This window comes from Crossiella cryophila (assembly GCF_014204915.1).
Lineage (GTDB): Bacteria > Actinomycetota > Actinomycetes > Mycobacteriales > Pseudonocardiaceae > Crossiella > Crossiella cryophila.
The window spans coordinates 5,849,584-5,874,985 of the sequence record NZ_JACHMH010000001.1; the positions used below are offsets into that span (position 1 = coordinate 5,849,584).

Here is a 25,402-nt window from a genome sequence, read left to right on the forward strand (position 1 = left end):
CAGTCTATCCGGCGAACCGCTTCCGTAGAAGTATCTTGCGCGGAAGATAAATGGGGCGTAGCGTTGCCGCCATGAGCATCCAGACCAGCGGGTTGCACCACGTGACGGCGATCGGTGGCGACCCCCAGCGCAACGTCGACTTCTACCTGCGCGCACTGGGTCTGCGCCTGGTCAAGACGACGGTCAACTTCGACGACCCCGGCACCTACCACCTCTACTACGGCGACGGTTCCGGCCGGCCGGGTTCGCTCATCACCTTCTTCCCGTGGAAGGACGCCCCCAAGGGCCGGATCGGCACCGGGCAGGCGACCACCACGTCCTTCTCCGTGCCTGAGGCCTCGCTGGGCTGGTGGCGGCGGCATCTGGCCGCGGCGGGCGCCCAGGTCAGCGACATCAAGGGCCGTGATGGCGAGGAGGCACTGCTCTTCCGCGACCCCGACGGCCTGGAACTGGCCCTGGTCGCCCACCCCCAGGAGGACCCGCGGGACCCGTGGGACCACGGCCTGGTGCCGCCGGAGCACGCCATCCGCGGCCTGCACTCGGTGACCCTGTCGGTCACCGCGGAGGAAGCCACCGCCGGCACCCTCACCGACGACCTCGGCCTGCGTTTCCTCGGCCAGGAGGACAACCGGCTGCGCTTCGAGGCAGGCGACGGCGGTCCCGGCGCGCTGGTGGACGTGCTCGTGCGGCCCAAGGGCGAGCGCGGGGTGGTCGCGGTGGGCACCGTGCACCACGTGGCCTGGCGGGTGCCGGACGAGGCCACCCAGGTGTCCTGGCGGGACGAACTCCTCGACCGAGGGGTGCGGGTCACCGAGATCCTGGACCGGCAGTACTTCCGGTCCATCTACTTCCGCGAGCCCGGCGGCACCCTCCTGGAGGTGGCCACCGACGGACCCGGTTTCGCCGCCGACGAACCGCTGCTGGAACTGGGGCGCGCGCTCAAGCTGCCGCCGTGGCTGGAGCCCAGCCGCGAGCAGATCCAGCACGCCCTGCCCACGCTGCGGCTGCCGGAATGAACCTCGAGCACAAGTTCCGCGAGGGCGACCCGGCCGCACCGGTGCTGCTGCTGTTGCACGGCACCGGCGGCGGCCCCGAGGACCTCCTGGGCCTGGCCGAGCACCTCGACCCGGCCGCGACGGTGCTCGCCCCGCGCGGGCCGGTCTCCGAACACGGCATGGCCCGCTGGTTCCGCAGGCTGGCCGAGGGTGTCTTCGACCACGAGGACGTCCGCCGCCGCGCACACGAACTGGCCGAGTTCATCCTGGCCGCCCAGGCCGAGTACGGGCTGGCCGGGCGACGGCTGGTCGCGGTGGGTTTCTCCAACGGCGCCAACATCGCCGCCGCCACCGCGCTGCTGCGCCCGGAGGTGCTGTCGGAGGCCGCCCTGTTCGCCGGGATGAGCCCACTGCCGGAGGACCCGGGCACGGACCTCAGTGGCAGCCGGGTGTTCCTGGCCAACGGCACCGCCGACCAGATGGCCCCGCTGGACTCGGTGCAACGCCTGGACGCGCTGCTGCGGGCGCGCGGCGCCGCGGTCACCCCGTTCCGCCACCCCGGCGGGCACCAGCTCACCCTGGAAGCCGCCCGCGCCGCCGCGAGCTGGCTGTCCATTTGAGATGATTCGGTCCATGGGCAGCATCCGCACGGTGGAGATCCGCGACGACATGATCCGGCTCGGTCAGTTCCTCAAACTGGCCGGGCTGGCCGAGGACGGCGGCGAGGCGAAGACGTTGATCGAGGAGGAGGAGGTCACCGTGAACGGGCGCGTGGAGACCCGGCGCGGCGCCCAGCTGCACGACGGTGACGTGGTCGCGGTGGGGGAGAACAAGGCCAGGGTGATCACCGCCTGACCCGCTGGGCCACCCAGGCCGCCACCTGGGACCGCGACCGCAGTCCCAGCCGGGCCAGGATGTGCTCCAGATGCGCCTCCGCGGTGCGTTGCGCGATGGTCAGCTCGCGGGCGATCTCCTTGTTGCTCAACCCCTGCGCGACCAGTTCGGCCACCTCCAGCTGCCGCCGGGTCAGCGCCTGCGGGGCTGGTGAGGTGGTGAGCAGCTCCTCGGCGTAGGCCACCGCCTGGGCCAGGTCGAACCGCAGCCCGCGCCGCCGGGCCGCGTCGAACTCCTTGGCGGACAAGGACTTCCGGATCCGCGCGGTGGCCTCGGCGCGGTAGCCCGCCATGATGTCGATGGTGAAGAAGCTGGTGCCGACCGGGGTCAGCATCGACTCCACCGCCCCGGTCAGGCAGGCGGCCTCGGCGGGTCGGCCGGTGGCCGCGGCACTCCACACCAGCACCTCCAGGCTCATGCTCAGCCCGAACCGGTCGGCGAAGGTGCGTTTGGCCCGGATGCTCTCCAGCAGCAACGGCGCCGCGTCCGCCGGTCGCCCGGAGAGCCACAGCGCCAGGGCCATCAACGTCTGCCCCCAGGACCGCAGCCACACCTCGCCGACCGCGCCGGCGGCGGCGGTGGACTCCCGGCACAGCGCGATCGCCGCGGTCAGGTCGTCCTGCGCGGGGTCGGCGCGCAGGCAGTGGCACAGCGCGGCCTGGGCCAGGGTCAGGCAGATGGCCAGCTCGTCGCCCTCCCGCCGGTGCCGGTCGGTGGCTTCCCGGTAGAGGGCGAGTGCCTTGGTGGTCTCGCCCTGGTACATCGCCAGGGTGGCCTGATACTGGATCGCATAGGCCAGCGTGGCCGCCGAGTCCAGTTTCCCGGCCAGCTCCGCGCATTCCTCGACCCGCCGGGTCGCGGTCTCCAGGTCGCCGCGCACCACCGCGGTCTGCGCGGCGATCCACAGCGCGGTGGCCCGCCACTCGGTGGGTTCGGGCGCGGCGGCCAGGCACCGGTTCAGCCAGAGCTGGCCTTCCTGGGTGGCGCCGCAGGCCGCCCAGTACCAGCCGAGCGCGGCCACCAGGCGCAGTGCCTCGGGCGCCTCTCCCGGCTCGGACAGGCTGAATTCCAGCGCCGCCCGCACGTTGGCCAGGTCGGCGTCGCAGCGCCGGCTCCAGCGGGCCTGGTCGGGGCCGTGCCAGCTGGCCCGGAACTCCAGGGCCATGGCCAGGTAGTGGTCCCGGTGCCTGCGCCGCCAGCCGGTGAGTTCGGCCTTGGCCAGCAGCCGGTCCCGGCCGTACTGGCGGATGGTCTCCAGCATCCGGTAGCGGGCCCGGTGCCCGTCGCTGTCCTTGGTCACCACCGATTTGTCGACCAGCCCGGTCAGCGCGTCCAGTACCTCGGCGCGGGTCAGGTCGGGGCCGGTGGCGAGGTGTTCGGCGGCGGCCAGGTCGAATCCGCCCGCGCACACCGAGAGCCGCTCCCACAGGATGCGTTCGGCCGGGGAGCACAGGCCGAAGCTCCACTCCACGGTGGCCAGCATGGTCTGCTGCCTTGGCACGGTGCCGCCGCCGGCGATGAGCACCTCGAACCGCTGGTCCAGGCGATCGAGGAGTTCCTCGGGGCCACTGCCGGGCAGTCGGGCCGCGGCCAGTTCGATCGCCAGGGGAATGCCTTCCAGGCGTCGGCAGAGCTGGGCGATGGCCTCCCGGTTGACCGGGGTCGCGGCGAGTCCGCCGCGGGCGAGCAGCAGCCGGACCGAGCCGAAGTCGCGTAACTCGGTGAGGGTGAGCCGCCGGTCGCCGGGGGGCACGGTCAGCGGTGGCACCGGCAGCAGGTGTTCGCCGTCGATGCCAAGGCCCTGGCGGCCGGTGGCCAGCACGGTCAGGCCGGGCGCCCAGGCCAGCAGCGCGCTGACCAGTTCGGCGCAGGCGGCGATGAGGTGTTCGCAGTTGTCCAGCACCAGCAGCAGCCGCCGGGTGCGCAGGAACTCCCGCATGGCCTCCAGGGGCGGGCGGGTGGAGCGTTCGGCGCCGCCGAGCCGGTCGGCCACGGTCTGGGCGAGCAGCCGGGGGTCGTCCAGTGGCGCCAGTTCGACGTGCCACACGCCGTCGGGGTAGGCCCGCCTGGCCTGTCCGGCCACCCGTACCGCGAGCCTGCTCTTGCCCACCCCACCCGGTCCGGTCAATGTGACCAGGCGGTGGTCGTGCAGGAGTTGCCTGGCCCTGGCCGCCTCGCGGGTGCGGTCGATGAAACTGGTCATGTCGACCGGCAGGTTGCGCAGCGGTGCCGCCGAGGACATTGCGTGCACATTACGGCACTCTCCGTAGAAGATCATCTTGTTGTGGTTGGTTCCAGACACATGCAAACTGCAAATAACACAAAATGCAGTAGTACTCCCGATGTGCCGGGCGGCGACTCCGTGTGACCGTTCCGGTACCTCAAGGCAGGGCAACTCACAGGAGGCGCCCGGTGGACGGCACCGGTTTTCTGGATGTCGAGGTTCGGGACGAGGCGCGGGTACGGGTCGTCGGGCTCAGCGGCGAGCTGGACCGGATCGCGTGTTACGAGGTACGCGAGCTACTACTGGGGCTGGCGGTGGAGCGGCCGCGGGCGATCATCGTGGAGCTGGGCGAGATCAAGGTGGTCTCGCCGGCGCTGCTGGTGGTCTTCGACGTGGTCGCGGCCGAGACCGCCGAGTGGCCCGGCGTGCCGGTGCTGCTGGTGATCACCAGTACACCGGTGCGGATGATCTTCGCCGCGGCCGGGCTGCCGGAGCGGGTGCTGGCCTGCCAGAGCATGGCCGAGGCGATGGCCGCGCTGGACACCGGTCCGCGCGCCCGGCGACTGCGACTACCGGTGCCCGCCTCGCCCTCGGGGGAGTTGCTGGCCAGGGCCGCGGCCGAGCAGGTCTGCCACAGCTGGCGGCTGCCGGGACTCACCCAGGTGCTGCCGCCGGTGGCCGCGGACCTGATCGCGCACATCGCCGCCGAGCGAGGGGAGTGCGTGACGCTGCAGTTCTGGACCGACGTGCAGCGGATGGTGGTCTCGGTGCGCGGCCTGCTGCGCGGTGAGGCCGCGCTGGCGGTGCCCGCCTGGCGGGACACGGTCTCCGGGCACACCCCGACCGGGGACGGCGGCGTGGTCGTGTGGACCTCGCTGGGACTGGCTTGCGTGAAGGACTGAATCGCGGTTCACTCCTTGCATGGCCTACCGACGCACCCCCGGGGTCGACGCGCGCCGCGCCGCGACCAGGGACCGCGTTCTCGGCGTGACCAGGGAACTCCTGGCCGAGACCGGGTACGCCGGGTGCTCGATCGCGGCCGTGGCCAAACGGGCCGGGGTCGCGGCGGGTTCGGTGTATCTGCACTTCCCGAACAAGGCCGACCTGCTCGCCGAGGCCTTCCGCGTGGTGGTGCGGCACGAGGTCGAGGCGGTGGCGCAGGCGGTGCTGGCCGCCCCTGACCATCGCGCCGGGGTGATCGCGGTGGTGGAGACCTTCGCCGGCCGCGCGCTCAAGGCGCCCCGGCTGGCCTACGCGCTGCTGGCCGAACCCATCGACGCCGCGGTGGAACGGGAGCGGCTGCGCTTCCGGCTCGCCTTCCGGGACATCGTGGCCGAGGTCCTGGACCAGGCGGTCCGGCGCGGCGAGCTGCCGCCGCAGAACCCGGCGGTCACCGCGGCCGCACTGGTCGGCGCGGTCGGCGAGGTCCTGGTCGGACCGCTCGCGGCTGGCCACGCCGACCCGGACACCATCCCGAACCTGATCTCCTTCTGCCTGCGCGCGATCGGAGCCGACGATGCCGTCCACCCATGAGGTCACCAACCAGGTCCCGCCGCTGACCGGCCACGACACCGCCGCCGACCCGGCACTGCTGGAAGCACTGCACCGGGAGGGCGCGGGCTGGGCCGAACCCGGGCTGCGGGAACTGGGCGAGCTGGCCGGCAGCGCACAGGCCCAGGAGTGGGGCCGCCAGGCCGAGGAGCACCCGCCGGTGCTGCGCACGCACGACCGCTACGGGCACCGCGTGGACGAGGTCGAGTTCCACCCGGCCTGGCACCAGCTGATGACCGTCGCGGTCGGCCACGGCCTGCACGCCGCCCCGTGGACTGACCAGCGGCCCGGCGCGCACGTGGCCCGCGCGGCCAAGTTCCTGGCCTGGAGCCAGGTCGAGGCCGGGCACGGCTGCCCGATCTCGATGACCTACGCCGCGGTGCCCGCCCTGCGCGCCACCCCCGAACTGGCCGCCCGCTACGAACCACTGCTCTCCGCGTCCGTCTACGACTTCGGGCTGCGCGAGCCCTCCGGCAAGCGCGGGCTGATCGCGGGCATGTCGATGACGGAGAAGCAGGGCGGCTCCGACGTCCGCGCCAACACCACCAGGGCCACCCCGTCCGGCGGCGGCGAGTACAGCCTGGTGGGACACAAGTGGTTCACCAGCGCGCCCATGTCGGACCTGTTCCTCACCCTGGCCCAGGCCCCCGGCGGCCTGTCCTGCTTCGTGCTGCCCAGGGTGCTGCCGGACGGATCCCGCAACCGGATCCAGTTGCAGCGGCTCAAGGACAAGCTGGGCAACAAGTCCAACGCCTCTGCCGAGATCGAGTACGACCAGGCGGTGGGCTGGCTGGTCGGCGAGGAGGGCCGAGGGGTCCGCACCATCATCGAGATGGTCAACATGACCCGCCTGGACTGCTGCCTGGGCGCGGCGGCCGGGATGCGCGCCGCGGTGGTCCAGGCCGTGCACCACGCCACCCACCGCTGGGCCTTCGGCAAAGCCCTGGTCGACCAGCCGCTGATGGCCACCGTGCTGGCCGACCTGGTGGTCGAGTCCGAGGCCGCCACCAGCCTGGCGCTGCGACTGGCCGGGGCCACCGACCGGGCCCAGCGCGGCGACGAGCAGGAGGCGAACTTCCGCCGGATCGGGCTGGCCGTGGCCAAGTACTGGCTGTGCAAACGCGGCCCCGCACACGCCGCCGAAGCCCTGGAATGCCTGGGCGGCAACGGGTACGTGGAGGAGTCCGGCATGCCCCGGCTCTACCGCGAGGCCCCGCTGCTCTCCATCTGGGAGGGCTCGGGCAACGTGGCCGCGCTGGACGCGTTGCGCGCCATGGGCCGCCAGCCCGAGACCGTGCGGGCCTTCTTCACCGAGGTGGACACCGCACACGGCCTGGACCCCCGCCTGGACGCCTTCGCCGACAAGGTACGCGCCGAGCTGACGGACCTCACCGACATCGAGGCCCGCGCCCGGCGCGTGGTGGAGCGGATGGCGTTGCTGCTACAGGGAGTTCAGCTCCTCCGGCACGGCAGCCCGGCGGTGGCCGAGGCGTTCTGCGCGAGCAGGCTGGCCGGGGACTGGGGCCACGCCTTCGGCACCCTGCCGGCCGGCCTGGACGTCAAGGCGATCATCGACCGTGGGCGAGCTGTTCGTTCATGATCAGGAACGCGCCGAGGCCGTGCGGATCGTTGGTGATCCGCTTGCGCTGGTAGTAGTACTCGGCGTTGCCCACCCCGGTGCCCTCCACGATGTCCTGCACATCGGCCACCCCACGTGCGTCCAGCACCACCTTGGCCAGCACCCCGCGGTAGCCGCGCTGGGCGTTGACCAGGTAACGGCGATCCAGGTACCCCTGCCGGACTCCCTTGGACAGCAGGTAGGTGTACATCGCCGAGGCCGAGGTCTCGGTCCAGTTCCTGGGATCCGCCGCCTTGTCCACCACCTGGAACCAGCGCCCGGTATCCCGGTCCTGGTAACGGGCGAAGCCCTGGGCCAGGTGGCGCGCATACCCGATCAACTCACCGCGGCGCGGATGATCGGCGGGCAGGATGTCCAGCAGATCCACCGCGGCCATCCCGAACCAGCCGATCGCCCGCGCCCAGTGCTCACCGGAACGTTTGGCCGGGTTCTGCGACCACGAGGTGTCGCCCTGCTCGTCGTAGGCGTGGAAGAGCAGCCCGTTGGGCGCGTTGAGGTGCCGGAAGTAGACGGCGAGATTGTCCAGGGCCTCGGTGTAGGCGTACGTCTCGTCGCCGTAGGCCTTGCCGTACATGGCAAGGAAAGGCTGCGCCATGTACACCCCATCGGCCCAGAGCTGACCCACGAAGCCCGTACTTCCAGGAGCAGCGTTGTGCCACATGCCACCGTCACCGGTCCTGGGATAGGAGGTGAAGGCGCCCCGGATCCGGTCCGCGGCACGCTTGTAGCGCGGATCCCCGGTCTCGGCGTGCAACACGATCAGCAACGTGCCCGCGCGCATGGCGTCCAGGTTGTCGAACCGGATGCTCATCTCCCCGGCGGAGTTGACGAACCGGTCGGTCCACGCGCGGATGTAGTCCAGGTAACGGCGATCGCCGGTGCGCTTGTAGACCAGGTACTGCCCGTGCAGGTAGAGGCCCTGGGTGTAGGCCCAGCCGCCCAGGGTGGTGGGGGAGTGGCGGCGCATCGTGGAATCGACCACGGCTCGGGAGAGATCGGTTGCCGGAGCGGCGGTTGCCGGGGCGAGCGGGCCGGCCGCGAGCGCGGCGCTGAGCAGCAGGGCGAGAACGCTTCCGCGTGACATGCCCAGAACAACTACCGGTGCCGGAGCACGGTAATCAAAGCTAATGGCCGGGACCGGACAGGTGACGGTCCTGCCCGATGGGGCGGCGATGAGGGCAGGAAAGCCCGCGTCACATACCGATCAGGTGTCCGGCCGTCGCGCATCTCGGCCACCCTCGCCGATGCTGACGGCGCAAGGCTGACCAGATCGATCGAGTAAGTGTCCACAATGGACAGTCAAGGTGGAGGAGGACCGGCGTGTCGTGGTTCCGGCCGGGCCGAGCCAAGATCGCCGAACCGGCCCGGCGCACCCTGCTGTACCTGATGGCCGGGCCTAGCGCTGGGGTCGCGGTACGCCAATCGGTGGGCGGCGACACGGCTTCCATCGCGGGCACCGTCGACCTGCCCGACCTGAGCACCGCCGCCGTCAGCCAAGCCGTCCAAGCCCTCACCGCCGCCACCGCCCCCGGCCCCGACCTGGACCCCGCAGTCCGGATGGCCCTCCTCACCCACGCCCTGGCCGACACCGGCCGCCGAATCTGGGAACCGGTCCTGGCCGAATGGCCGGACCTGCGCACCGACCGAGTAGAACTGGCCCCGGTAGGCGACATCCTGTACCTACCCCTGCACACAGCCCTGATCGAAGGCGCCCCCGCCTGCACCGTCCTGGACCTGGCGGTCCGAGTACCCCTGCACGCCCCGGCCACGGTCCCGGTCCCGCTCGGCCACCCGGCACCGGATCTGGCCGCCACGCCGGGGAGCCCGCACGGCCCGGACAACCTGCGCGATCCGGTGGCGGAGCGGCGGACCTGCCACGGGATCCTGGACTCGGACGAGCCGTGGCGAAGCTCGGTTCTGCTTGGCCACCGGCCCTTGGCACCGGACCGATCCGCCACCCCAAACCAACGCCCCGCCTCAGCCGCCCCTGCCCCGGCTGACCCTTCCCCGGGCAATCCTGCCCAGGCCCATCCCGCTCCGGGCAGTCCCGCCCTGGGTAGGCCCGCCTCGGGGTATCCCGCTGGGGCCAGTCCCGACTCCGCCGATCGAGACTCGGGCTGCCCTACCTCGGACAGCCCCGTCCCTGTCGACCCTGGCTCGGGTGGCCCTGCCGCGGCAGATCCCGTCCCGGGCAGCCCCGCCTCAACCAACCCTGCACTGGCGGACTCTGCCCTGACCGCCCCCGCCTCACCCGCTCCCGACTCGGCCAATCCCGTCGCTGGCAGCCCCGACTCGGCCGCCCCGGTCCCAACCAGCCCGGCCCCAGCCAGCCCGGCCCCAGCCAGCCCGGCCCCAGCCAGCCGTGCCCCGGCTAGCCCCGACTTGGCCAGCCCAGGCGCGGCTAGCCGAGCCTCGGGCAGCGCCGTCCCAGTCAGTCCCGGCTCAGCCAATCCCGTCTCCGGCAGCCCGGCTTCGGGCAGCCCGGTCCTTGGCAGGCCCGTTCCTGGCAGCCCTGGCTCGGTCAGCCCGCCTCCAGACAGCCCGCCTCCAGTCAGTCGTGGTCCGGTCAGCCCGGTCCCAAACGCCCCAGTCCCGGTCAGCCCAGGCCCGGTCAGCCCAGTCCCGGTCAGCCCAGCCTCAGCCGCCCCAGCTTCAGTCGCCCCAGCCTCAGCCGTCCCCTCCCCGGCCAACCCTGTCCCAAGCGCCCCAGTCCCGGCCAACCCTGTCCCGCCCAACCCTGTCCCGGACCCTCCCGTCCCAGGCGCGCGGTCCCTGGGAACGGTGGGTGCCCCGTCCCTGGGACCCGTCCCTGGTTCCCTTGCCCCTGGCTCTCCGTTCTCTGGCTCTCCGGTCCCTGGCTCCCCGGTCTCCGGTTCCCTGTCTGCCAGCCCCCCGCCTGCCAGCCCCCTGTCCTCCAGCCCCCTGTCCTCCGGCACCCCACCCTCCAGCGCCCTGACCCCCAGCGCCCTGACCTCCAGCCCCCTGCCGCCCAGCTCCCTAGCTCCCAGCCCCCTTGCACCGGGTCCCCCCACCCCCACCCCCCTTGTCCCGGGCCCCCTGGTTGTCGTGTCCGGGGGACGCCTGAGCAGCTTCGATTCCCTCCAGTTCGACACCCTCCCGGTCGTGGGAGCGCTCTGGCCGCTGCCCGACCCGGACGGCACCGCCGAACTCCTCGGCCACCTGCACCGCGCGCTCATCGGTGTCCCCGGTGCGTGTTCACTCGCCGAGGTGGTCGCCGCCGCGCACCGTCACGGCCTGTCCATCGCCGTCTGGGGGCCATTCGTCCACTTCGGTGCTTAACTCTCCGGGCATGGACGCGAGGTCCGGTTCGTGCCAGTCTCGAAGGTGAGGTCCTGGGGGACTGCACGCCACCACCCATGTCGGTGATGGTGCGATCTCTCTTGCCTCGCCCGCTGCACAGCAGCGAGGAAATCCACTCCCCGTCCTGGGAACGGCCGCCGATGTTCCCAGGAACGGGGCCGTGTCTGGAGGTCGTTGTGCGCAAGTCTGTTTCTCGTACCGCCCGGCTCGCCTTCACCATGTTCGCGGTGACGGCCCTGATTGGATCAACGCTGGCTGGGTCCGCGCTGACCGGTACCGCCGCCGCGGCGCCGAACTCCCCCTGTCCGCACTCGGGTGCGTTGTGCCTGTGGGACCAGGAGAACTACCAGGGCAACCCGTTCAACGTCCGGGCGCTCGACCCGGCGGTCGGCACCTGTGTCGACCTGTTCGACCACAGGTGGGGTGAGGGCCGGGCCAAGTCCGGCTTCAACAACGGCGCGCGCACCGCGTCCTTGTTCACCAGCCGGAGCTGCACCGGGCGGCCCTACCCGATCGACTCGGGCAGTGGTCACCCGAGCATCCCGATCAAGTCCAACAGCGTCTACGTCTACTGATCACGATCGCCTGACCTGCTCGTGTCGGCGGCCGCGCCGCCCGCCGGCCCGAACGGTGATCAGGACCACGGAAGTTCTCCACCGCAAGGGTTTGCGGTACGGGCATCCGGTCAACCCCTCGGACACGAACGTCGAACGACAAGTCGAAAGAGGGGGCCATGACCGGTGCGGTGATGGACACGGACCACGCCTTCGCCCGCGGTTTACAGGGCTATGTCGCCGAGGTCGCGCGGCTGCTCGGCATCGGTCTGGAGTCCTGCACGATCGACCCCGAATCGCCTGCCTCGGCCTACCTGGCCCTGGACTGGCGCCTCGACCGGTTCCCGGGACTGGATCTGGCGCTGCTGTGGGAGGAACGCCTCGGTTGGCACGCCGCCCTGGAGTCCCGCACCGGCGAGGAACTGATCATCCTGGCCTACCTCACCGCTGAGACACACCTGGGCGGTGTGCTGCCCGCGCCCACCGAGGTGCTCGGCTTCGTCGCGGACGTCCGCGTGGGCGAGCACCGGCTCGGGCAGCCCGTGCCGCCGCAGCCGCGCCGGGTGCCGCGAGCGGACCTGGTGCGGGGTCTGGCCGTCTACCGGGAACACGTGCACACGGTCTGAATTGCTGCTTTCAGTGGGTACCGCGGATTCACCAGCGAGCTTTCCGATCCGCCACGCGTATACCGACGGGAGCGAGAACCGCTCCCGTCGGTTTTCTGTGTGGAGGCACCACTATGCGCCAACGCTTGTTCGCGACCGCCGCATTCACCGCGCTGTTCTGCGTCACCGGCCTGACCGGTCTGACCTCGAATGCGGAACCAGCGCAGTCCAGTCGCCTGACGCTGACCATCGCCCAGGGCGAGGACCCCACCCCGGTCGCGTACCGCCGCACCCTGACCTGCCAGCCGCCCGGCGGCGACCACCCCCGGGCCGTTCCGGCTTGCGCCGATCTGACCAGGGCTAATGGTGACTTCCGGCGTCTGCCCGGTGATCCGCTGAACCCGGGCTGTCCTCGGGACTACCGGCCGGTGACGGTCACCGCCCGCGGGCACTGGCAGGGCAGCCCGATTCGTTTCCAGCACACTTACGCCAATCAGTGCGTACTCCAGGCGACCACCGGGCCGGTTTTCGACATCCAGCCCTGATAATTGTTTGCACACAGACGCGCGGTATCCCCGATTGATCGCAACCGGAAATCCTGGACCGCGGCGCCGATCTGCTGCCTAATAGTGAGCGTTCGTAAGTTCGCCGCCATTTTCGGAGGTAGAAAGTCATGCGGTTGCGCGCACTGGTAGTCGCCGCGTTCGTCGGTCTGACCACCCTGGTCACCGGCGTGTCCGCCAACGCCGCCCCGATCCCGGACACGGTGATCACCGACCAGTTCCAGGTCCGCGCCCAGAGCGGCACGGTCGCCACGATCTGCACCATCCAGCTCAGGGCGCAGTGGCCCTCGGACACCGCGAACGTGCGGATCTCCTTCCAGGGCCGCACGAACTGCGGCGCTCCGCTGATCATGACCGGCCAGTCGGCGCTCTACACCGAGACCCGCCAGCTCGAGCAGGTCGCGCCGAGGTTCGGCTTCGCCTACGTGTACCAGGGACTCAGCGCCGCCAGTCACACCCCGGTGACCCGTGGCGCCGAGCAGATCCTGGGCTACACCACCACGCTGATCGCCCCGCTGGGCCAGGTGTGGCGGCAGGCTCCCCGGCAGTGCACCGGTTTGTACACCCGGGTGCTGAACTGCTCGTTCGACCGCTCCTTCGTGGTCTGACCGCACACCTCGGTCTGATCGCACGGCAGTGAGCAGCGGGGCCCGGGACGACCTCCCGGGCCCCGCGTCCACGTCCGGCCGGCCACGGACTGGGTAGCTCCGGGCAAGTCAGCGGGCCGGAAGACCTGTCTTGAGGATCCGTGCTGTCTTGAGGATCAGTGCGAGTGGGTACCCGGGTGCGATGACGCTGACAGTCGGGGTCGAGGAGGAGTTCCTGCTGGTGGATCCGGCCTCTGGACGGCCGATCCGCGCTGCCGGTGCGGTGCTGGGCCGGGCCACGTCGCTCGAATCCGGTCACCTGCACACCGAACTGATGAACACCCAGGTCGAGGCGGCCACCGGGGTCTGCGCCGGACTGGCCGAACTCGGCGGGCAACTCACGCGGGCCCGCACCTGTCTGGACGCGGCGGCCAGGGCCGAGGGGCTGCTGCTGCTCTCCACCGGCACGCCGGTGCTGGACGGCGCGCCGCCGGGGCTGGCCGAGGGGGAGCGGTTCGCCGAGATCGGCCTGCGCTACGCCGGGATCGCCGCCGACTTCCAGGTCTCCGGCTGTCACGTGCACGTCGGGGTGCCGGACCGGGAGACCGCGGTTGCGGTGATGGACCACGTCCGGCCCTGGCTGCCGACCCTGCTCGCGCTCTCCGGCAACTCGGTGTTCTGGGCCGGGCGGGACACCGGTTACGCGAGCTGGCGGACGGTCTGCCAGTCCCGGTTCCCCGGATCGGGACTGCCGCCGCGGTTCGGCTCCGCCGCCGACTACGACGCCGAGGTGGCCCGCCTGGTCGACTGCGGGGTGCTGGTCGATCCGGAGATGACCTTCTGGCTGCTGCGTCCCTCGCCGAGGTACCCGACCCTGGAGTTCCGGGTCGCCGACGCGGTGCCCACCGCCGCGGACGCGTTGCTCCAGGCCGCGCTGAGCCGGGCGCTGGTGCACACCGGACTGTCCGAAGTGGAGGCTGATCGGCCGGCGCCCGCACTGGGCGGGCAGGTCGCCGCGGCGGCGCTGTGGTCGGCGGCGCGCTACGGCATGCGCGGGCTGGCCGTGCACCCGATCTACGAGGAACGGCTGCCCGCCACCGACCTGCTCACCGAACTGCTCAACTGGGTCCGCCCGGCCCTGGCCGAACTGGGTGACCTGGAACTGGTGCGGAGGCTGCTGGAACTGTTGTGCGCCAGGGGAATCGGCGCTGACCGGCAGCGTGCGGCGGCGGCGGGCGGGCCGGACGCGGTGCTGGATCTCCTGTCCGCGGAGGTGGTCCGGTCCGACGAGCCGGTGCTCATTTAAGTATTGACTTATATAAGTGGGTGCCGTGATGATGGCCGGGTGCACGCGTTCGACGTACTCGGTGACCCGGTCCGCAGGCGGATCCTGGAGCTGCTCGCCAGTGGTGAGCAGAGTTCGGGGGAGCTGACCGCGATCATCCGCGCCGAGTTCGGGATCTCCCAGCCCGGCGTCTCCCAGCACCTGAAGGTGTTGCGGGACAACGGGTTCACCACGGTGCGCGCCGAAGGGGCCCGCCGCCTGTACGCGGTGGACCCGGCGCCGCTGCGGGAGGTCGACGGGTGGCTGGATCAGTTCCGCGGATTCTGGAACCAGCACCTGGACGCCCTCGCCACCGAACTGGCCCGCGGAAAACGGGCCCGCCGCCTCGCCGAACCAAAGGACAAGCCATGATCGACATCGCCCAGCAGCTCGCCGCGATCCACCGTGCGGTCGGCAACCGCACCCTGGAGCAGAGCGAGATGGTCGCGGTGACCCTGCGCCGGGAGTACGACGCGGAGATCGCCGACGTCTGGGAGGCCATCACCGAGCCGGAGCGGGTGCGCCGCTGGTTCCTGCCGCTGTCCGGGGACCTCCGCGAGGGCGGGTCGTTCCAGCTGGAGGGCAACGCGGGCGGGGACATCCTGACCTGCCAGGCGCCCCGGCTGCTCAAGGTCACCTTCGGCGGCCCGGTCAGCCTGGTCACCCTCACCCTGACCGAGGGCGCCGAGCCGGAGACCACCCTGCTCGAACTGGACCACACGGTGCCGAAGGAGATGGCCGGCAGCGGCGCGGGCGCGCTCTACGTCGGCCCCGGCTGGGACGGCGCCTTGCTCGGCCTGGCCCTGTACCTGGCAGGCCAGGAGAGCGCGGACCCGGTGGCCGCGGCCAACTCCACCGAGGGCCAGACCTTCTCCCTGGGTTCGGTGCGGGCCTGGGAACGGACCGTGCGCGAGTCGGGCACCGCGACCGAGGAGGAACTGGCCGCCGCGGTCGAGGTGTCCCTGGCCCAGTTCGCGCCTGCGGTGCGAGACCTGGAGTCCTGAGTGGACGGTGGCGACACCGGGGCGGGAGACCGCGCGCTCAGCGCCGCCGCGAACTGATCCCGGCCTGCCGCACCAGCAGATCCCGCACCTGGCCGGCATGCCGTCTGCTGACCGCGAGCACCACCTCGTCCAGGCACACCGTCATCGCGCCGCCCTCCACCCGCAACGCGGTGATCGCCTGCAACGCGACCAGCCTGCTCCGGTGGATCCGCACGAACCCCGAATCCGCCCACCGCTTCTCCAGGGTGGCCAGCGCCGCCCGCACCAGGTGGCTGCCCTTGGCGGTGTGCAGCCGGACGTAGTCGCCCTGCGCCTCGGCCCAGCGCACCGCCGAGAGCGGCACGGTCCGGGTGATCCCGGCCAGCTCCACCGAGATCAGCTCGTCCGCGGCGGGCCGGGGCGGCGGCGGCAACGGCGACTCCGGGGCAGCGCGCTGTTCCAGGGCGAGGAGCACCCGGCGCACCGCCTCGGCCAGCCGTTCCGTGCGCACCGGCTTGAGCAGGTAGTCCACCGCCTTCAGCTCGAAGGCGTCCACCGCGAAGTCCCCGTGCGCGGTGACGAAGACGATCATCGGGGGAGTGGCGAAGCGGGACAGCAGCCTGGCCAGGTCCGGCCCGCTCAGTCCGGGCATCCGCACGTCCAGGAACACCGCGTCCGGCGGCGTGCCTGCCTCGGTGGCCTGGGCCAGATAGCGCAACGCGGTCAGGCCGTGGGTGGCCCCGTCCACCGGCCCGAGCCGGGAGTCCTGGCGCAACTGGTGCAGCAGGTCCTGCAGCACCGGTTCCTCGTCGTCGATCACCAGCACCCGCGGCCCGTGGCCGGTCCGGTCGTCACGATGGATTCCGTGCGAGCCGGGATCAGGCACCGGGACACCCCCATGGCGGTGAAGAGCGGAACCAGATCTTCCCGCGCCGGAAGGCAACCCGCCAAGAGGATGTTCGGCTGAGCGTTCCCCGGAGCGTGACCTCGCCGTGACTCCGGGGAACGCTCGGGACTCACATGTTGATCATGTGCCCCGCGAGGCCGTGGATGGCCTCCTTGACCGCCTCACCCAGCGTCGGGTGCGCGTGCACGTTGCGGGCGACCTCGTGCACGGTCAGGTCCCACTGCTGGGCCAGGGTCAGCTCCGGCAGCAGTTCGGTGACCTCGGGGCCGATCAGGTGCCCGCCGAGGAACTCGCCGTACTTGGCGTCGGAGATCAGCTTGACGAAGCCGCGGGTGTCGTTGAGCCCAGGCGCCTTGCCGTTGGCGGTGAACGGGAACTTGGCCACCTTGACCTCGTACCCGGCCTCCCGGGCCTGCGCCTCGGTCAGGCCGAAGCTGGCGATCTGCGGCTGGCAGTAGGTCGCGCGCGGGATCATGGTGAAGTCCAGTTCCATGGTCTCCACGTTCGCGATGGTCTCCACCGCGATCACGCCCATGGCCTCGGCGGCGTGCGCGAGCATCAGCTTGGCGGTGACATCGCCGATGGCGTAGATGCCCGGCACATTCGTGCGGCCGCGGCCGTCGATCTGGATCGCGCCGCGCTCGGTCAGCGCCACCCCGGTGTTCTCCAGGCCGTAGCCGGTGGTGTTGGGGGCGAAACCGATGGCCTGCAACACCTTGTCCGCGTGCAGCGTCTCCGCGCCCTGCGGACCGGTGACCTCGATCCGGACCTGCTCGCCGGAGTCGTCGATCCGGTCCACCCTGGTGCCGGTGCGGATCTTGATGCCCAGCTTGCGGTAGTGCTTGGCCAGCTCCTTGGACACCTCCTCGTCCTCAAGGGGGACCAGGCGGTCCAGGTACTCGACGATGGTGACGTCGACCCCGTAGTTGACCAGCACGTAGGCGAATTCGACGCCGATCGCGCCCGCCCCGGCGATGACGATGCTGCCGGGCAGCTCCTCGGCCAGGATCTGCTCCTCGTAGGTGACCACGCGATCCGACAGCGTGGTCCCTGGCAGCAGACGCGGCGAGGCGCCCGCGGCGATGATGCAGTGGTCGAAGCTGATCGTCTCGGTGCCGCCGTCGGCCAGGGCGACCTGGATCCGCTTGGCGTCCAGGAACGCGCCGCGGCCGGTGAACTCGGTGATGCCGTTCTTGCGCATCAGGAAGTGCACGCCCTTGACCCGGCCGTCGGCGACCTTGCGGCTGCGGCGGTAGGCGGCGCCGTAGTCGACGCTGACCTTCCCACCCTCGACGGAGAAGCCGTACTCCTGCGCCTCGTGCTGGAAGATGTGCGCCAGCTCGGCGTTGCGCAGCAGCGCCTTCGACGGGATGCAGCCCACGTTGAGACAGACCCCGCCCCAGTAGCGCTCCTCGATCACCGCGGTCCGCAGGCCGAGTTGCGCGGCTCGGATTGCCGCGACATACCCGCCGGGTCCGGCGCCGAGCACCACGACATCGAAATGTGTACTCACCCGCAACACCCTACGCACGGTCGGTCTAGTGGACCCGCCAGAGGAGGGGGCGGCCCGGGGTGAGGTGTTGCACTTCGTGGTCGTGGCGCCCGGCGCCGGCGGGGATCAGGCCGGGATGTCCAGCTCGGCCAGCCAGGCCGCGGTGCCCCGCGGCTGCGCGCCCAGCAGCGCCTCGCCGCCCTGCTCGGCCGGGAAGCTCAGGTGCGGCAGACCGGCGATGTCGCCGTAGGAGGCGGCGATGCCCGCGGCGGCGGCCTCGCCCAGCAGCGGGGCGAGCAGCACCTGGAACTCGGCGGGGCTGAGCTGCTGGTACGTCACCGGGCGGCCCAGGTGCGCGGCGAATCCGGCGGCCAGTTCCGGGCCGGTGAGGGTCTCGCCCAGGTGCACCTCATCAGGGGCGGTCGCACTGGTCAGCGCGGCCACGGCGGCCTCGGCCACGTCCAGGTGGCTCACCCAGGCGATCGGCTGGTCCGCGCGCACCGGGTAGATGAGGGTGCCGTCGGCGCGCAGCCGGTCCTGGATGGGCGGCAGCAGCAGGTTCTCCCGGAACAGCCGGGGCGCGAGCAGGGTCGCGGGCACCCCGCCCGCCCGCAGTTCGGCGGCCAGACCGGAGATCACGGCCAGCCGCTCGTCGCCGACCCCGCCGCTGGTGGAGATGACCACCCGGCGCGGCTTCGCGGCCAGCACCGCGGTGGCCACTGCCTTGGCCCAGCGGCCGGGCGCGGCCGGGTCCGGGGTGATCGGGAAGTGGATGAAGGCGGCTTCCACCCCGGCGTAGGCGCTGGTCAGGGCCAGGATGTCGTCGAGTTCCGCGGTCGCGCGGGTGAGCGGGCGGACGTCGTGGCCGTTGGCCTTCAGCAGCGCCGCGACGGGGCCGCCCTGGGCGCCGGTGGCGCCGTGCACGAGGTAGGTCATGCCGCTATAGTTCCGACGGGGAATCAGTTTCCTCAAATGAACTAATGGAGTTTGGATGAGTGAGCCGGACCACACTTTGCCGGAGTGTCCGATCGCCCGGTTCCTGACCGTGCTGGAAGGCCCGTGGGCCACCCTGGTCGTCCGCGAGCTGCTGATGGGGCCGCGCCGGTTCACCGAGCTGCGGGCCGCGCTGCCCGGGATCAGCCCGAAAACCCTGTCCGCGCGGTTGAAGGGCCTCGAACGCACCGGGCTGCTCACCCGCACCCCGTACGCCGAGGTCCCGCCCCGGGTCGAGTACGAACTGACCGAGGCGGGCTACCGGCTGCAGACCGTCTTCACCGCGATGGCCGAATGGGCCGAACGGGACCTGCCGGTGCGCTGAGCGCGTGCTCGCCCAGCCACTCCAGTAACAACGCCCTGGTCAGCGGGGTGCGTTCGATCAGCACCGAATGCTCCTGGTCCGGGATGACCACGGTCCGGCAGCGTGGCAGCAACTTCTCCAGCCACGGGGCCTGCGCGGCCAGGTCGGACCGGTCGCCGTAGATGCCGAACACCGGCGCCTGGATCGCGGCCACCTCCTCCTCGGTCAGCACCTGGCTGGCCGGGATGTCCTCGGCGATCGTGGTGCTGTGCAACAACTTCGCCGCGCCCTTGGCCAGTCGCGCGGTGTGCGGGTTGTACTCGGTGGCGATCCAGGCCAGTGATTCCTCGCGCACCAGCTCCCGCTTGGCCCGCGCCAGGTTGGCCGCCATCTTCGGTTGCCACGGCGCCAGCGCGGGTTCGGACTCGATGAAGGCCAGGCTGGCCACCAGTTCCGGGTTGGCCGCGGCCAGGCCGAAGGCGACCGTGCCGCCGAAGGAGTTGCCGATCAGGTGCACCGGGCGGCGCACGTTCAACCGGTCCAGCAGGTGCCGCAGATCCCCGACGAAACGTTCCAGCTGGTAGCCGCCGGCCGGGCGGTGGCTGCGGCCGTGCCCGCGCAGGTCGTACATGAGCACCTCGTACCCGGCGGCGGCCAGCGCCGGGCCGAGGGTGAAGTAGTAGCTGGCCAGGCTGTCGGTGAGGATGCCGTGCACGCACACCACCAGCGGCGCCTCGCGGCCGTCGCCGCGGGGGAGCAGCCGCTGCACGTGCACGTCGAGTCCGCAGACCGTCAACAGGGTCACCGGCGCCGCTCCGTCCCGGTCGCCCGCAGCGCGGCGACGATGTAGTCGACCAGGTGCCCGACGGTCAGCCCGATCAGCGCGTCCAGGTCCAGCCCGGCCAGGAAGGCGGCCAGGTTCACCGGCTCGCCGTAGCGGTCCCGCAGCGCGGTGGCCAGCTTGACCAGGTCGATGCTCTCCAGGTCCAGGTCGTCGTGGAACCGGCACCAGCGGCCGATGGCCACATCGTCGAGTCCGTAGTGCTCCAGCAGGGTCCGGATCATCACCGTGACCTCGGCCAGCACCTCGTCGGCGTCGACCGCGACCGGTATCGCCAGTTCGGGCATGGGAAATCGCCTTTCGATTAGGATCGGGGTCCGGCGGACGTTATTGCCGCATAATGAACCTGGTCAACACCCAAACGTCGGGCCTTTCTAGGATGCGCATCCGATGACAAACGCGATGATCAAGTTTTGGCGGGCGTTGACAAGAAAAAGAAATCCAGAAATTGCCGCGTAACCTTGCTTCCGGGAATGGCGTTGGGTGGGGTGAGCCAATCCCGTGCGATGAGGAGTCAATGAAGATGAACAATCGCAGCAGGCTTGCCGGGGCACTGGCCACGGTGACCGTCGGGGCGATGCTGACCACGGCCGGCGTGCTGGCGGGTGCGGGCACCGGCATCGCCGCGCCCCCAGCCGAGCTGACCCTGGTGTACAGCTGCCCGTTCCCGTTGATCGGCGTGAAGGACATGTCGGTCAAGATCACCGTGACCGGTCTGCCGGAGAAGCCGGTCGCCGGTCAGCCCACCCCTGAGGTGGATGTGACCGCGGTGGCCACCGTGCCCGCCGATGCCACCGCCGGACTGAAGCTGGTCTCGGCGGCCACCATCGAGGGCAAGGCGGTCGCGGACACCAAGCTCGACAACGCCGGACTCGCCCTTGACCTCAAGGTGCCGATGACCTTCCCGAAGACCCCGATCCCGGATTCGGGGCCCTTCGACGTCATCGCCAAGGGCAAGGCCCCGTCGTTCGCGCTGCCCAACCCGGGCCGCACCACGATCGACGTCGGCAACTTCCTCACCACGCTCACCCCGCTCAAGGCCGACGGCACGCCGACCGGTCTGGGCACCTTCGACTCGGCCTGCACGATCAAGGCGACCGAGCCGCCGCAGAAGACCAGGCTGTACGAGGTCGACGTGCTGCCGCCTGGCGGCACCACCACCACGACGACCAGCACCACGACCTCCAGCAGCACCACCAAACCGACCAGCACCACGACCAGTCCGAGCAGCACCACGACCAGCTCCACCAGCCCGACCTCGACCTCAACCACCCCGCCGCCGGCGGACCTGGAGATCAGCTACGGCCTCAACGGCAAGTCCCACATCAAGAAGCTCAACACCCCGGTCGTGCTCGGCCCCGGTGAGTTCGCCGCCAAGGTCAACCTGCAGTCCGGCGCGCTCTCCGGCGACCTGTCCCTGCCCAAGACCAAGGCCAGTTTCAAGCTCTTCGGGTTCATCCCCACCGAGTCCGTGGTGGAACTGCTGCCCGTCGGCAAGACCACCGGCACCTTCACCGGCGGCGTGGTCAAGTCCAGCTCCAAGGTCACCATCCGGCTGCCCGACATCCGGATCTGGGGCATCCCGGTGGTGCTGGGCAACACCTGCCAGACCACCAAGCCGGCCGACATCGCGCTCAACTCGGGTCCGAACTTCAACCCGATGGTCGGCGGCACGCTCACCGGTGACTACGACATCCCGGCCTTCGCCGGGTGCGGCACCTTCATCACCGACGTGGTCAGCGCCGTGACCTCCGGCCCCGGCAACACGATCACGCTCGACCTCAAGAAGAAGTAACCAGCTCCCGGGTGCGGACGGCGGTCGCCGCCAACCCGTCCGCACCCGGGTCCCACCCCTCGCCTGCCGGAGGCCTTGATGCGCGCCACCATCCCCGCCCTGTCACTGCTGCTCGCCGTCACCGGCTGTGGCGGCACACCCGCCGCCGCGCCCGGCCACCCGGACGCACCGGCCCTGGCCAGGGCCATCAGCACCGCGGCCGACACGCAGAAGTCGGTGGCGGTCGACCTCGATCTGGGGGTGACCGGCAAGGCCGTGTGCCGCCGGGACATCACCAGCGCCCGGTGCGACCTGACCAAACCCGGCGGTCAGCCCGTGACGTACGCGTTCCTGCCCGACGCGTCCTACGTCCGGATCCCCGATGACCACCGCGCACCGGGCGCCAGATCCTGGCTGCGCCTGACCGGCGACGGCGCCGAGCTGGCCAAGCCGATGGCGGAGGTGGCCGAGCGCATCCGCGACCTGTCCGACCCGCGCAAGCTGGTCCCGGCCGGGGCGAGCCTGGCCTCGGCCAAGACCGCACCCGAAGGTGTGCGCTACGAGGTTGCCGTGCCGGCCGGGCACAGTGTCCTGTTGTCGGTGGACGGCAACGACCGGCCGGTGCGGGCCTCGATCGGCTCGGTCTCGGCGGCCTTCCACGACTGGGGTGCCCCGGTTGTGGTGGACCCGCCGAGCCCGGACCAGCTGGCCGAGTTGCCCAAGGTCCCGGCCCCGAGATGAGCCCCGCGCCGCGTAGGCGGTCCCCGGCCGCCAGGCGGTGGCACTGGCGACTGACCGGACTCGCCGCCGTGCTGGCCACCACGGCTGTGGTGATCACCGCCGGGGCCGCGCCCGCCGGGCAGTACGCGGCGCCGGTTCCCGAGCCGGCCCCGAGCGGCGGCGCCGGTCAGGTAAGTCCCTGCCTGACCGGCGCCGCCTCCCCGGCCGGCGACACCAAGCCGACCGGCGACCAGCCGGTCCCGCAACGCCGGGCACCACTGCCCGGTGACCGGTCGGCGGCCCGGTCCGCCATCGAGCCGCCGACCGACCGCGAGGCCGCGCCGATCCCGGGGTCTCCGACGACTCCGGGATCGGCGCAGGCACCCAGTGCCGGGTCGTCGCGGGCTGGGTCGCTCGCCGCGATCCAGCCTCGGGGTGCGATCCCGCGCGCCGCGAGCCAGCCCCGCGCCGCCCAACCGGGCGCCACCGACCCGGATCCCGCGACCGACCCGGATCCCGCCACCACCAGCGCAACCACATCCCCGCAGGTCAGCCCGAGCCCCACCCCGTCCAGCCCGCCACCCACGAGCCAGCTCACCCCGTCCCCGACCACCCGCCCCAGCCCGTCACCCAGCCCCAGCCCCGCTCCGAGCCCCGGTCCGTCCCCGAACCCCACCCCCTGCCTGGCCCCGCTGATCCCCGGCGCCGCCCCCGACGCCGACATCGAACTCCGCCACGACGTCCGCACCACCGCCACCATCCGCAAGCTGCGCTCCGAGGTCACCACCACCCCCGGCCTGATGAACACCACCGTCAACCTCGGCACCGGCAAGCTCTCCGGCACCCTGGCCATCCCGCCGACCAGGTCGTACTTCATCGTGCTCGGCTTCGTCCCGCACACCGCCACCATCGAGTTCGAGCCCGACGGACCCGCCACCGGCACCCTGCCCGGCGGCAAACTCGACATCACCGTGCCGCTGCGCCTGCGGCTGCGCGACGTGCGCCAGGACACCGTGCCGGTGGAGGTCGGCGAGAACTGCCGGACCAGCGCGCCCGCGGTGTTCCGGCTCATCGGCGAGCTGCCGATCCTGCCCAACACCGACTACCGCTACACCTCGGTCTTCGAGATCCCGCCGTTCACCGGCTGTGGCCTCCGGGAGGACCTGAGTCCGCTGTTCACCGGCCTGGTCGCCGGCGGGGACAACCGGGTGGTCACCACATTGCGGTTGCGTCCGTGACGCTGGTTTGTGCGCCACGTCACGGCGGTGTCACTCAGCGTCGTCGCATGCTGGGGCCTGATCGTCTTCCAGGTGAGAGGGCTCCCTATGCGCACGTCGGCCGAGTTGACCACTAGGCGTCCCCCGATGCCGTCCTATCGGTTCCGGGTGGCGGTGGAGGGCGACGTGATGGCCTTCGTCCGGGTCACCGGCCTGCAGACCGGGCGCGAACCGATCGGCGCGCGCAGGCACAACGTCGATTTCACCCTGACCCGCGGTGTCTGCGCGGCCCGCGGCGAGCTGTGGAACTGGCTGGGCTCGGCCTGGGGGGACCGGGTCGCCGAGCGGGACCTGGCGATCAGCCTGACCAACGATCCCGGCCCGGAACTGCTGGTCACCTGGCGGGTGCGCAGCGCCTACCCGACCCGGATCGCCGCGCCCAGCTTCGACACCAGGCACGACCAGGTGGCCATCGCCGAGCTGACCATGTGCGCGGAGTCGATGAGCGTGGAGTACCACTGACCTGGAGTGCCACTGACCCGCCCGGTCAGTGGCACTCCAGGTCACGGACTGGGGTGCAGCAGCCGTTCCGCGCGCAGCGCCAGCTCCAGGGCCAGCCGCTGGTCGGGGTCGGTCAGGCGGTCGCCGAAGAGGCGTTCGAGCTGGTGCAACCGGTAGCGCACGGTCTGCGGGTGCACGTCCAGGTCGGCGGCGATCTCCAGGGCGTTGCGGCGGCTGCTCAGCCAGGCCAGCAGGGTGTCGGCCAGGCGGCGGCGCTGTTTCGGGGTGAGGTCGTCCAGGGGGGTCAGGCAGCGGCGGGCCAGTTCACCGATGAGGAACTCGTCGGCGAACAGGCACAGCGTGGGCAGTTCGTCCGCGCACCAGGTGACCGGACGATCCGGCAGCAGGTTCCGCTGCACCAGCCGCAGGGCCCGCCGCGCGCCGCGCAGCGACATCGCCGCCTCGGCCAGTGGCACCGGCAGGCCGACCGCGGCCCGCCAGCCGTTGAGGTTGCGGGCCAGGTTGCGCAGATGCCGTTCCGGGTTGGCGGTGACCAGGCAGGGCACCTCGCCCTCCAGATCGACCAGCACCTCCGGGTCCAGCGCGGGCGGGCTGAGCGTGTGCTGGTCGCCGCGGGGCTCCAGGGCGACCGCGACCACCGAGTCCGGCATGGTCCAGCGGGCCGCCTCGGCGTGCTCGACCAGTACCCGCCGGGACGGTGGCGGCTCGGTCAGGATCAGTTCCAGCAGCCGACGCCGACGCCGTTCCCGGCTGCCCGCGGCCTGCCGCTGCGCCTCGGTGTAGCCCTCCACGGCCAGCGCGGACAGCTCCTCCACGTAGGCGAAGATCGCCTCGGCGGCCACGAACAGCAGCTCGGAGGGGAAGCCCAGGTTCTGGCCGACCGCGCAGACGTGCCGCCAGGCGACCTTGCCGCCGACCCGGTAGGCGGTCTGCAACGCGTTCGCGCTGCGGCCCTCCTGGAACTCCACCCGGCCCCGGTGGCGCAGGTAGCCCGCCCACTCGTCGCTGCGGAACTGCGGGTCGCCGAGGTTGTCGATGCAGTGCAGGATGGCCTTCTCGATGGCCTCGACGATGATCGGTTCGTGCTGGCTGCCCAGCAGTGCCTCGTACTCCGGCACCGCGCGCCGGATCTCCTGGATCATGTCCGCGGTCATGCGCGCCACGTGCGGGCGGAACGGGCGGGCGAACTCCTTCGGGATGGTCGACCACAGTCGACTCGCCAGTCGCATACCGTGTATTAGCTGAGTCGCTGCCAATCCTGTCAAATGTGAACATTACTTCTGACAGTCGACGTCGCCTGATCGTGTGAGGTCATCGTGTAGAGGTGCGTGTTTCCGGGTCCGGTTTTTGTGATCAGGTGACAAAGAATAGTACTTCGGGCGCCTCGGGGTG

At 71.3% G+C, this 25,402-nt stretch carries 27 protein-coding genes; 19 read left to right on the top strand and 8 right to left on the bottom strand.

The features are described from left to right. The first annotated feature begins 71 nt into the window (after positions 1-71). From HNR67_RS25575 to HNR67_RS25585, 3 genes are read left to right on the top strand one after another with little or no spacing between them, the layout of a single operon-like run. Positions 72-1,016 (top strand): ring-cleaving dioxygenase, encoded by a 945-nt coding sequence (locus HNR67_RS25575; RefSeq protein WP_185004760.1) that lies wholly within the window; start codon positions 72-74, stop codon positions 1,014-1,016. After that, positions 1,013-1,615, top strand: a complete 603-nt coding sequence (locus HNR67_RS25580; RefSeq protein WP_185004761.1) for an alpha/beta hydrolase — start codon at positions 1,013-1,015, stop codon at positions 1,613-1,615. The genes HNR67_RS25575 and HNR67_RS25580 overlap by 4 nt, the downstream gene beginning before the upstream one ends. A 13-nt stretch (positions 1,616-1,628) precedes the next feature. Further along, positions 1,629-1,850, top strand: coding sequence for an RNA-binding S4 domain-containing protein (locus HNR67_RS25585; RefSeq protein ID WP_246492592.1), 222 nt, complete (start codon positions 1,629-1,631; stop codon positions 1,848-1,850). Here the strand turns inward: HNR67_RS25585 and HNR67_RS25590 are convergent. Then, positions 1,840-4,131: an ATP-binding protein gene (locus HNR67_RS25590; protein WP_185004763.1), complete on the bottom strand. Its 2,292-nt coding sequence runs from the start codon at positions 4,129-4,131 to the stop codon at positions 1,840-1,842. The genes HNR67_RS25585 and HNR67_RS25590 overlap by 11 nt on opposite strands. A 170-nt stretch (positions 4,132-4,301) precedes the next feature. On the opposite strand from HNR67_RS25590, the gene HNR67_RS25595 reads away from it, so the two are divergent. Genes HNR67_RS25595 through HNR67_RS25605 form a run of 3 tightly spaced genes read left to right on the top strand, consistent with a single transcriptional unit; the run spans position 4,302 to position 7,264 of the window. Continuing rightward, complete coding sequence (locus HNR67_RS25595) at positions 4,302-5,015, top strand: STAS domain-containing protein (protein WP_185004764.1); 714 nt, start codon at positions 4,302-4,304, stop codon at positions 5,013-5,015. Positions 5,016-5,034: 19 nt separating this feature from the next. Further along, positions 5,035-5,646 carry a TetR/AcrR family transcriptional regulator gene (locus tag HNR67_RS25600; protein WP_185004765.1) on the top strand — a complete coding sequence of 204 codons (612 nt, stop codon included), beginning with the start codon at positions 5,035-5,037 and terminating at the stop codon, positions 5,644-5,646. Continuing rightward, the gene (locus HNR67_RS25605; RefSeq protein WP_185004766.1) at positions 5,630-7,264 is read left to right on the top strand and encodes an isovaleryl-CoA dehydrogenase; all 1,635 of its coding nucleotides are present in this window, start codon (positions 5,630-5,632) and stop codon (positions 7,262-7,264) included. Before HNR67_RS25600 ends, HNR67_RS25605 begins: the two co-directional genes overlap by 17 nt. Here the strand turns inward: HNR67_RS25605 and HNR67_RS25610 are convergent. After that, positions 7,233-8,387 carry a glycoside hydrolase family 88/105 protein gene (locus HNR67_RS25610; RefSeq protein WP_185004767.1) on the bottom strand — a complete coding sequence of 385 codons (1,155 nt, stop codon included), beginning with the start codon at positions 8,385-8,387 and terminating at the stop codon, positions 7,233-7,235. The genes HNR67_RS25605 and HNR67_RS25610 overlap by 32 nt on opposite strands. A gap of 2,039 nt (positions 8,388-10,426) precedes the next feature. On the opposite strand from HNR67_RS25610, the gene HNR67_RS25615 reads away from it, so the two are divergent. The 8 genes from HNR67_RS25615 to HNR67_RS25650 all read left to right on the top strand — a co-directional run bounded on the left by HNR67_RS25615 (position 10,427) and on the right by HNR67_RS25650 (position 15,261). Beyond that, complete coding sequence (locus tag HNR67_RS25615; protein ID WP_185004768.1) at positions 10,427-10,603, top strand: hypothetical protein; 177 nt, start codon at positions 10,427-10,429, stop codon at positions 10,601-10,603. Positions 10,604-10,851: 248 nt separating this feature from the next. Next, on the top strand, positions 10,852-11,199 hold the full coding sequence (locus HNR67_RS25620) for a peptidase inhibitor family I36 protein (protein ID WP_185004769.1): 348 nt from the start codon (positions 10,852-10,854) through the stop codon (positions 11,197-11,199). 158 nt (positions 11,200-11,357) lie between these two features. Beyond that, on the top strand, positions 11,358-11,804 hold the full coding sequence (locus HNR67_RS25625) for a DUF6292 family protein (protein WP_185004770.1): 447 nt from the start codon (positions 11,358-11,360) through the stop codon (positions 11,802-11,804). 113 nt (positions 11,805-11,917) lie between these two features. Continuing rightward, entirely contained in the window at positions 11,918-12,328 is a 411-nt protein-coding gene (locus tag HNR67_RS25630; RefSeq protein ID WP_185004771.1) for an SSI family serine proteinase inhibitor, read from the top strand. Positions 12,329-12,456: 128 nt separating this feature from the next. Next, positions 12,457-12,954: a hypothetical protein gene (locus tag HNR67_RS25635; RefSeq protein ID WP_185004772.1), complete on the top strand. Its 498-nt coding sequence runs from the start codon at positions 12,457-12,459 to the stop codon at positions 12,952-12,954. Positions 12,955-13,135: 181 nt separating this feature from the next. Further along, positions 13,136-14,239 carry a carboxylate-amine ligase gene (locus HNR67_RS25640; protein WP_185004773.1) on the top strand — a complete coding sequence of 368 codons (1,104 nt, stop codon included), beginning with the start codon at positions 13,136-13,138 and terminating at the stop codon, positions 14,237-14,239. 39 nt (positions 14,240-14,278) lie between these two features. After that, the gene (locus tag HNR67_RS25645; protein ID WP_185004774.1) at positions 14,279-14,629 is read left to right on the top strand and encodes an ArsR/SmtB family transcription factor; all 351 of its coding nucleotides are present in this window, start codon (positions 14,279-14,281) and stop codon (positions 14,627-14,629) included. Next, complete coding sequence (locus HNR67_RS25650) at positions 14,626-15,261, top strand: SRPBCC domain-containing protein (RefSeq protein WP_185004775.1); 636 nt, start codon at positions 14,626-14,628, stop codon at positions 15,259-15,261. The genes HNR67_RS25645 and HNR67_RS25650 overlap by 4 nt, the downstream gene beginning before the upstream one ends. Before the next feature lie 37 nt (positions 15,262-15,298). On the opposite strand, the gene HNR67_RS25655 is transcribed toward HNR67_RS25650, so the two are convergent. The 3 genes from HNR67_RS25655 to HNR67_RS25665 form a co-directional block, all read right to left on the bottom strand. Then, positions 15,299-16,126 (bottom strand): LytR/AlgR family response regulator transcription factor, encoded by an 828-nt coding sequence (locus tag HNR67_RS25655; RefSeq protein ID WP_312988036.1) that lies wholly within the window; start codon positions 16,124-16,126, stop codon positions 15,299-15,301. Between the two features lie 130 nt (positions 16,127-16,256). Continuing rightward, positions 16,257-17,660: a dihydrolipoyl dehydrogenase gene (gene lpdA, locus HNR67_RS25660; RefSeq protein WP_185004776.1), complete on the bottom strand. Its 1,404-nt coding sequence runs from the start codon at positions 17,658-17,660 to the stop codon at positions 16,257-16,259. Positions 17,661-17,765: 105 nt separating this feature from the next. Further along, positions 17,766-18,575, bottom strand: a complete 810-nt coding sequence (locus HNR67_RS25665) for an NmrA family NAD(P)-binding protein (protein ID WP_185004777.1) — start codon at positions 18,573-18,575, stop codon at positions 17,766-17,768. Between the two features lie 55 nt (positions 18,576-18,630). Here HNR67_RS25665 and HNR67_RS25670 point away from each other — a divergent pair, with 55 nt between their 5' ends. Further along, entirely contained in the window at positions 18,631-18,957 is a 327-nt protein-coding gene (locus HNR67_RS25670) for a winged helix-turn-helix transcriptional regulator (RefSeq protein ID WP_185004778.1), read from the top strand. Here the strand turns inward: HNR67_RS25670 and HNR67_RS25675 are convergent. Together HNR67_RS25675 and HNR67_RS25680 are read right to left on the bottom strand one after the other, a co-directional pair. Continuing rightward, the gene (locus HNR67_RS25675; RefSeq protein ID WP_185004779.1) at positions 18,911-19,741 is read right to left on the bottom strand and encodes an alpha/beta fold hydrolase; all 831 of its coding nucleotides are present in this window, start codon (positions 19,739-19,741) and stop codon (positions 18,911-18,913) included. The two genes, HNR67_RS25670 and HNR67_RS25675, sit on opposite strands and share 47 nt — an antisense overlap. Then, complete coding sequence (locus tag HNR67_RS25680) at positions 19,738-20,064, bottom strand: phosphopantetheine-binding protein (protein ID WP_185004780.1); 327 nt, start codon at positions 20,062-20,064, stop codon at positions 19,738-19,740. Before HNR67_RS25680 ends, HNR67_RS25675 begins: the two co-directional genes overlap by 4 nt. A 230-nt stretch (positions 20,065-20,294) precedes the next feature. Between HNR67_RS25680 and HNR67_RS25685 the strand changes: the two genes are divergently transcribed. The 4 genes from HNR67_RS25685 to HNR67_RS25700 all read left to right on the top strand — a co-directional run bounded on the left by HNR67_RS25685 (position 20,295) and on the right by HNR67_RS25700 (position 24,010). After that, positions 20,295-21,572 (top strand): DUF6801 domain-containing protein, encoded by a 1,278-nt coding sequence (locus tag HNR67_RS25685; RefSeq protein ID WP_221490051.1) that lies wholly within the window; start codon positions 20,295-20,297, stop codon positions 21,570-21,572. 78 nt (positions 21,573-21,650) lie between these two features. Further along, positions 21,651-22,292 carry a hypothetical protein gene (locus HNR67_RS25690; protein ID WP_185004782.1) on the top strand — a complete coding sequence of 214 codons (642 nt, stop codon included), beginning with the start codon at positions 21,651-21,653 and terminating at the stop codon, positions 22,290-22,292. Beyond that, on the top strand, positions 22,289-23,509 hold the full coding sequence (locus HNR67_RS25695) for a hypothetical protein (protein WP_185004783.1): 1,221 nt from the start codon (positions 22,289-22,291) through the stop codon (positions 23,507-23,509). The genes HNR67_RS25690 and HNR67_RS25695 overlap by 4 nt, the downstream gene beginning before the upstream one ends. Before the next feature lie 126 nt (positions 23,510-23,635). Beyond that, complete coding sequence (locus HNR67_RS25700; protein ID WP_185004784.1) at positions 23,636-24,010, top strand: phage tail protein; 375 nt, start codon at positions 23,636-23,638, stop codon at positions 24,008-24,010. A gap of 41 nt (positions 24,011-24,051) precedes the next feature. On the opposite strand, the gene HNR67_RS25705 is transcribed toward HNR67_RS25700, so the two are convergent. Continuing rightward, positions 24,052-25,239, bottom strand: coding sequence for a helix-turn-helix domain-containing protein (locus tag HNR67_RS25705; protein ID WP_185004785.1), 1,188 nt, complete (start codon positions 25,237-25,239; stop codon positions 24,052-24,054). Between the last annotated feature and the right edge of the window lie 163 nt (positions 25,240-25,402).

What these genes read in the sequence shown, in the direction of transcription:
- HNR67_RS25695 (WP_185004783.1), top strand. Translation starts at nt 22,289, where the DNA reads ATGAGCCCCGCGCCGCGTAGGCGGTCCCCGGCCGCCAGGCGGTGGCAC.
- HNR67_RS25635 (WP_185004772.1), top strand. Translation starts at nt 12,457, where the DNA reads ATGCGGTTGCGCGCACTGGTAGTCGCCGCGTTCGTCGGTCTGACCACC.
- HNR67_RS25705 (WP_185004785.1), bottom strand. Translation starts at nt 25,239, where the DNA reads ATGCGACTGGCGAGTCGACTGTGGTCGACCATCCCGAAGGAGTTCGCC.
- HNR67_RS25685 (WP_221490051.1), top strand. Translation starts at nt 20,295, where the DNA reads ATGAAGATGAACAATCGCAGCAGGCTTGCCGGGGCACTGGCCACGGTG.
- HNR67_RS25700 (WP_185004784.1), top strand. Translation starts at nt 23,636, where the DNA reads ATGCCGTCCTATCGGTTCCGGGTGGCGGTGGAGGGCGACGTGATGGCC.
- HNR67_RS25650 (WP_185004775.1), top strand. Translation starts at nt 14,626, where the DNA reads ATGATCGACATCGCCCAGCAGCTCGCCGCGATCCACCGTGCGGTCGGC.
- HNR67_RS25575 (WP_185004760.1), top strand. Translation starts at nt 72, where the DNA reads ATGAGCATCCAGACCAGCGGGTTGCACCACGTGACGGCGATCGGTGGC.
- HNR67_RS25585 (WP_246492592.1), top strand. Translation starts at nt 1,629, where the DNA reads ATGGGCAGCATCCGCACGGTGGAGATCCGCGACGACATGATCCGGCTC.
- HNR67_RS25590 (WP_185004763.1), bottom strand. Translation starts at nt 4,131, where the DNA reads ATGTCCTCGGCGGCACCGCTGCGCAACCTGCCGGTCGACATGACCAGT.
- HNR67_RS25670 (WP_185004778.1), top strand. Translation starts at nt 18,631, where the DNA reads ATGAGTGAGCCGGACCACACTTTGCCGGAGTGTCCGATCGCCCGGTTC.
- HNR67_RS25690 (WP_185004782.1), top strand. Translation starts at nt 21,651, where the DNA reads ATGCGCGCCACCATCCCCGCCCTGTCACTGCTGCTCGCCGTCACCGGC.
- HNR67_RS25640 (WP_185004773.1), top strand. Translation starts at nt 13,136, where the DNA reads ATGACGCTGACAGTCGGGGTCGAGGAGGAGTTCCTGCTGGTGGATCCG.
- HNR67_RS25665 (WP_185004777.1), bottom strand. Translation starts at nt 18,575, where the DNA reads ATGACCTACCTCGTGCACGGCGCCACCGGCGCCCAGGGCGGCCCCGTC.
- HNR67_RS25605 (WP_185004766.1), top strand. Translation starts at nt 5,630, where the DNA reads ATGCCGTCCACCCATGAGGTCACCAACCAGGTCCCGCCGCTGACCGGC.
- HNR67_RS25625 (WP_185004770.1), top strand. Translation starts at nt 11,358, where the DNA reads ATGACCGGTGCGGTGATGGACACGGACCACGCCTTCGCCCGCGGTTTA.
- HNR67_RS25580 (WP_185004761.1), top strand. Translation starts at nt 1,013, where the DNA reads ATGAACCTCGAGCACAAGTTCCGCGAGGGCGACCCGGCCGCACCGGTG.
- HNR67_RS25610 (WP_185004767.1), bottom strand. Translation starts at nt 8,387, where the DNA reads ATGTCACGCGGAAGCGTTCTCGCCCTGCTGCTCAGCGCCGCGCTCGCG.
- HNR67_RS25680 (WP_185004780.1), bottom strand. Translation starts at nt 20,064, where the DNA reads ATGCCCGAACTGGCGATACCGGTCGCGGTCGACGCCGACGAGGTGCTG.
- HNR67_RS25630 (WP_185004771.1), top strand. Translation starts at nt 11,918, where the DNA reads ATGCGCCAACGCTTGTTCGCGACCGCCGCATTCACCGCGCTGTTCTGC.
- HNR67_RS25600 (WP_185004765.1), top strand. Translation starts at nt 5,035, where the DNA reads ATGGCCTACCGACGCACCCCCGGGGTCGACGCGCGCCGCGCCGCGACC.